General features: G+C 77.6%; 5 protein-coding genes. 4 read left to right on the top strand and 1 reads right to left on the bottom strand.

The annotated features are described in order from the left end of the window. Window positions 1–529 (bottom strand): hypothetical protein (locus tag RBXJA2T_RS19965; RefSeq protein WP_009858259.1); only part of this gene is annotated, 529 nt, incomplete at its 3' end. Between the two features lie 153 nt (window positions 530–682). On the opposite strand from RBXJA2T_RS19965, the gene tssJ reads away from it, so the two are divergent. The 4 genes from tssJ to RBXJA2T_RS15005 all read left to right on the top strand — a co-directional run. Beyond that, window positions 683–1,249 (top strand): type VI secretion system lipoprotein TssJ, encoded by a 567-nt coding sequence (gene tssJ / locus RBXJA2T_RS15020; RefSeq protein WP_029718483.1) that lies wholly within the window; start codon window positions 683–685, stop codon window positions 1,247–1,249. 28 nt (window positions 1,250–1,277) lie between these two features. Further along, complete coding sequence (tssK, locus tag RBXJA2T_RS15015) at window positions 1,278–2,597, top strand: type VI secretion system baseplate subunit TssK (protein ID WP_009858257.1); 1,320 nt, start codon at window positions 1,278–1,280, stop codon at window positions 2,595–2,597. Between the two features lie 8 nt (window positions 2,598–2,605). Further along, the gene (gene icmH / locus RBXJA2T_RS15010; RefSeq protein ID WP_009858256.1) at window positions 2,606–3,361 is read left to right on the top strand and encodes a type IVB secretion system protein IcmH/DotU; all 756 of its coding nucleotides are present in this window, start codon (window positions 2,606–2,608) and stop codon (window positions 3,359–3,361) included. Then, window positions 3,358–5,131, top strand: a 1,774-nt coding sequence (locus tag RBXJA2T_RS15005) for a type VI secretion system Vgr family protein (protein WP_138938894.1), incomplete at its 3' end; no start/stop codon positions are given. The genes icmH and RBXJA2T_RS15005, both read left to right, overlap by 4 nt.

The raw sequence follows: 5,131 nt of genomic DNA, 5'->3' as shown, positions 1-5,131 counted from the left end.
TGGGTGGTGCCGCCGCGGCCGGCGACGCGGCCGGTGTCGGCGTTTCGCCGAGCGCCTCGCGCAGCAGGCGCGCCAGTGACACCAGTTCGCCGCGCGTGTCGGCCGACAGCGCGTCGGGCTGCTCGCGCAGGCCGGACAGCGCCGCGGTCGCGATGCGCAGCCCGCCGAGGGCCAGGATGCCCTGGGCGCCGCGGTCCTGCGGGTCGCGCTGGGCGGCCTCCTGGGCCGCGGCGATGGCGCTGCCGTGTTCGCCGGCGCGCAGATGGTCGTCGGCCAGGCTCAGCCAGGGCTGCTTGCTCGCCGGGTGCTCGCGGGCGGCCTGCTGCCACAGCTGCCGTGCCTGCGCCGGGCTGCCCTGGGCGCGGGCGATCGCGGCCTGGCGCAGCCGCTCGTCCAGCGGCGGCGTGGCCGGGGGCGCCGGCGGCGTGGCGGCACAGGCGGCGAGCAGCGCGGCGGACAGGGCTGCCAGCGTCGGGGTGCGGCGGCGTGCGAGGGCTGACGGCCGGGCGGGCAGGGCGATCGGTTTCATGCGGGGCGAGCTCCTCGGGCAGGTCCGGCGGGACCGTTGCCGGGCACTCTAGGAGCCGCCCGGCACGGCCGATTCCCCCGCTGGGGGCCGCCCTCGCGGGGGGCCTGCGCCGTCGCCTGCGCTGCGCTGCAATGGCGTCAACGGCCACGCCCCATGACACGCCCCGTTCGCTCCATCGCCTTGCTCGGCTGCTGCGTCGGCCTGACGCTGCTGGCGGCCTGCGCCGCACCCGCCGGTGGTGCGGCGTCCTGGTCCACGCGGCTGCTCGCCGCGGCCGGTCTCGGGCCGGTACCGCAGCCGGTGCCGCACGAGGCCGTCGTCGAGCTGCACGCCAGCGCCGTGCTCAACGCCGGTGCCGACGGCGTGCCGGTGCCGGCCGTCGTGCAACTGCGCTGGCTGGAAGACCCCGCGGCCTTCCAGCGTGCCGGCTACGAACGCCTGGCCGCCGGCGGCGACGGTGTCCGGGAGATCGTGCTCGCGCCGGGCCGCACGCTGACGCTGCGCGAGCGGCCGCCGGCCGGCACACGGGCGCTGGGCCTGGCAGTGCTGTTCCGCGCGCCGGCATCCGGCCGCTGGAAGCTCGTGTTCCCCCTGCCCGCGGCGCAGCCGATCCGGGTGTCCTTGCACCGCTGCGCGCTGGCGCTTGCCTCCGGCGCCGCCTGGGACGCCCCGCCCGGCGCCGACCGTCTCGGAGACCTGCGATGCCCCACGTCCGATTGACGCCGTGCCGGCCGATGGAGCCGGGCCGGTGAGCGCCTCCGCCAAGATCCTCTGGGGCGAGGGCCTGTTCCTGCGCCCGCAGCACTTCCAGCGCCAGGATGCCTACCACGAGGCGCGCCTCGTGCAGGCGATGCGCTGGATGCTGCCGCAGGCCTGGGGGCTGGCCGCGCTCGAGGTCGACGAGGACGCGCTCGCCGCCGGGTTGCTGCGCGTGCTCTCGCTGCAGGCCGTGATGCCCGACGGCGAGTTCGTCTGCGCGCCGCGCGACGACGAGCTGCCCGAGCCCGTCGACCTCGGCCCGGGCTTCACCGCCGACTGGGAGCTGGTGCTGGAGCCGCTGCGTCCCGACGCCTGCAACTACGCCGCCGGCGACGACCGGCGTCTGGCGGCGCGCTTCGCGGCGCATCCCGTGCCGGCGGGCGACTGGTTCACCGGTGCGCCCGAGGCCGAACTCGTCGTGCTGCGTCGCCGCCCGCGGCTGCAGCCGGCCGGCGGTTCCCAGGCCGCGCTGCCGCTGCTGCGCCTGAGCCGCCGCGCCGCCGGCGGCTGCGAGCTGGACCGCCGCTTCGTGCCGCCCGCGCTCACGCTGGCGGCGGCGCCGGCCCTGCTGGCACTTCAGCGGCGGGTGCTCGACCGCCTGCGCGAGCGTTGCGCCGCGCTGCACGGCCTGCCGCCGCAGCCCGGGCGCCATGTCGTCGAGCTGCGCTCGGGCGACGTCGCCGCGTTCTGGCTGCTGCACACCGCCAGCGCGGCCCATGCGCGCCTGATGCATCTCGGGCCGGGTGCGCATCCGGAGCGGCTGTTCGGCGCGCTGCTCGAGCTGGCCGGCGCGCTGGCCGCCTTCACACCCGGACGCGGCCCGGCGGACCTGCCCGCCTACCGGCACGCCGCGCCGGCTGCCGGCTTCGAGGCGCTGGAGGCGCTGGTGCACGAAGGGCTGGAGGCCGTCGTCTCGACGCGCTGCACGACGATCGCCTTCGACGAGCCGCGGCCGTCCTGGCACCTGGCTTCGCTGCAGGCCGTGCCGGCCGGGCCGGGCTGCGCGCTGTATCTGGCGGTGCAGGCCGAGATGCCGATGGCCGCACTGATCGAGGCGGTGCCGGCGCGGCTGAAGATCGGTTCGCCCGAGGACGTCGAGCGCCTGGTGCACACGGCGGTCGCCGGCGTGCGTCTGGTGCCCGCCGCGCAGCTGCCGGCGGCGCTGCCGCTGGCGCCGGGTGCGTGCTGCTTCCTGGTGGAGCCGCTCGGGCCGTTCCACGACCGCATGCGCCAGGCCGGCGCGATGGCCGTGCACGCCCCCGAGGGCTTGCCGCGGCTGCGGCTGGTGCTGCACGCGGTGACGGGCTGAGGACGGCGATGGCACCGACCGCCACCGCTGCCGCCGAAGTCGCCGCGCCGCGCCCCGCCGCGCGGCGCGACCTGCTCGACCTGCTGAACGAAGGCTTCTACGTGCTGCAGCGCCTGCGCCAGGGCGAGCAGCCGGCCGATCCGGCGGTCTTGCGCCGGGCGCTCGGCGCCTGGCTCGACGGCGTGCAGGCCGAGGGCTTGCGCCTCGGCTTCGACCCCGAGGACCTGCGGCTCGCCAGCTTCGCCTTCGTCGCGCTGGCCGACGAGGTGGTGCTCGGCACGCCCGGCCCCTTGCGCGAGGCCTGGGCGCGGCGGCCGCTGCAGCTCGAGCGCCACGACGAGCCGCTGGCCGGCGAGCGCTTCTTCGAGCACCTGGAACGGCTGCGCGAACAGGGCGCCCGCCGGCTGGCGGTGCTGGAGGTGTTCCGCATGTGTCTGCTGCTCGGCTTCCAGGGGCGCTACGCGTTCGAGCCGCCCGAGGCCCTGGCCTGGCTGACGCAGCGCCTGGCCAACGACATCGACCGCTGGCGCGGCGGCCGGCCGGCGTTCGCGCCGCACGCGCAGGCGCCCGACCACCTCGTGCACCGGCTGCGCCGCCATGTGCCGGCGTGGGTGGTGGCGGCGGTCGTCGCCGGCTTGCTGCTGCTGGCCTGGGGTGGGCTGCACCTGCAGCTCTCGGGCTGGACGGCTCGGCAGCTCGCGCGGCTGCCGCCGGTCGTGCCGCCGCCGGCCGAGCCGGCGCAGCTGCGCATCACGTGGCCATGACTGCTGCCGCGATGGCCGCCGGCACCCGCGTCTGCGGCTGGTCGGTGCACGGCCGGCTGCTGCGCTTCGAGCCGCCGCCGGACGGGCCGCCGTTGCTGGCCGAGCGCGTGACCGTCGACGAGGCGCTGGGCTCCGGTTTCGAGATCCGTCTCGAGGCTCTGGCCGAGCCCGACGCCGACGTCGACGGCCTGCTCGGCGCCGAAGCCGGCGTGCACCTGGAGCCTCCGGATGGCCCGGCGCGCGCCTGGTACGGCCTCGTCGTCGAGAGCACGAGGGCCGGCGCGGCGGCCGGCGGCGTGCGCTGGCAGCTGCGGCTGCGGCCGTGGACGGCGCTGCTGGAGCAGCGCCACGGCTGCACGCTGCACGAGGACCTGAGCACCGACCGCATCCTCGAGCAGGTCTTCTCCAGCGTGCCCGGCGCGGCCTGGCGCATCGTGCGCGGCGGTGCCCCGGTGCGCCGTGCGCTGTGCACCCAGTACGCCGAGGCCGACTGGGCGTTCTGCACCCGGCTGATGGCCGAGGACGGGCTGGGCTGGCGCTTCGAGATCCGCGGCGGCGCAGAGGCCGCCTCGGGCCGCTGGCGCCACGTCCTCGTCGTCGACGACGGCCACGAACCGCCGGTCGAGCTGGGACGCGTGCGTTTCGCGGCCCCGGCTCCGTCGGTGCCGGCGCCGCACGACACGGTCTCCCGCTTCGCCTGCCACCACGCGGCCGGACCGGCGGCGGTCAGCGTCGGCGCCTGGTCGTCGTGCACGGCCGCGTTCGTCGCCGGCGGGCGGGCGTCTGCCCCGGGCGTCGCGACCGGGCCGCTGTACCGTGACGTCGGCGGCGTCGACCGTTTTGCCGATGCCGCCGAGGCCGACGCCTGCGCCGAGCGGCAGCTCGCGGCCTTCGAGCTCGACCGCCAGCTCGCCCAGGGCTCGGGCACCGTGCCCGCCTTCGCGCCGGGCGCCGCGTTCACGCTCGTCGATGCCCCGGGCGCCGGCCTGGCGGGCAGCCGCTGGGTGCTGACGCGTGTGCACCACGAAGCCGCCAATGCGCTGGGCCCGGTGCTGGCACGTCGGCTCGGCGCCGCCGATCTCGACGCCGGCGGCTACCGCAACCGCTTCGACGCCGTGCCGGCCGCACGGCCGCGTGTGCCGCGGCTGCCGCCGCGGGCCCTCGCGCCGGGGCTGCAGACGGCCACCGTCGTCGGCGTCGAACACGGCTTGCCGATGGCCGACGGCGCGATGCGGGTCAAGCTGCGTTACGGCTGGCAGGGTGATGCCGACCCCGGCGAAGACGGTGTCGGCCAGGCCGTCTGGCCGCTGCGCCGTGCCACCGGCCGGCGCGGCAGCGCCTGGGTGCGTGTCGTGCAGCCGATGGCCGGGCCGGGCTGGGGCGCGGTCTTCGTGCCGCGGGTCGGTGCCGAGGTGCTGGTCGGCCATCTCGACGGCGACATCGACCGTCCGGTGGTGCTCGGCGCACTGTTCAACGGCCGCGACCGTCCGCCGTACGCCGGCACGGCGCTGTCCGGCGTGCTCAGCGCCATGCCGGGCCGCGGCGCGGCCTGCGGCGAGTGGGTGCTGGACGACAGCCGCGGGCAGCTGCGCACCCGGCTGGCCAGCCTGCCGGCGGCCGCCGAACTCGGCCTCGGCCACCTCGTGGTGCAGCCGCCCGGTTCGGCCCGGCGGGGCCAGGTCCGCGGCCGCGGTTTCGAGGCCGCGACGGCCGGCCGGGCCAGCCTGCGTGCCGGCCGTGGCCTGCTCGTCAGCACGCACCGCCGCGACG

The organism is Rubrivivax benzoatilyticus JA2 = ATCC BAA-35 (assembly GCF_000190375.1).
Classification (GTDB): domain Bacteria; phylum Pseudomonadota; class Gammaproteobacteria; order Burkholderiales; family Burkholderiaceae_C; genus Rubrivivax; species Rubrivivax benzoatilyticus.
Note: the sequence above shows the minus strand (reverse complement) of the source record. Positions and strands in the feature narration are given on the sequence as shown.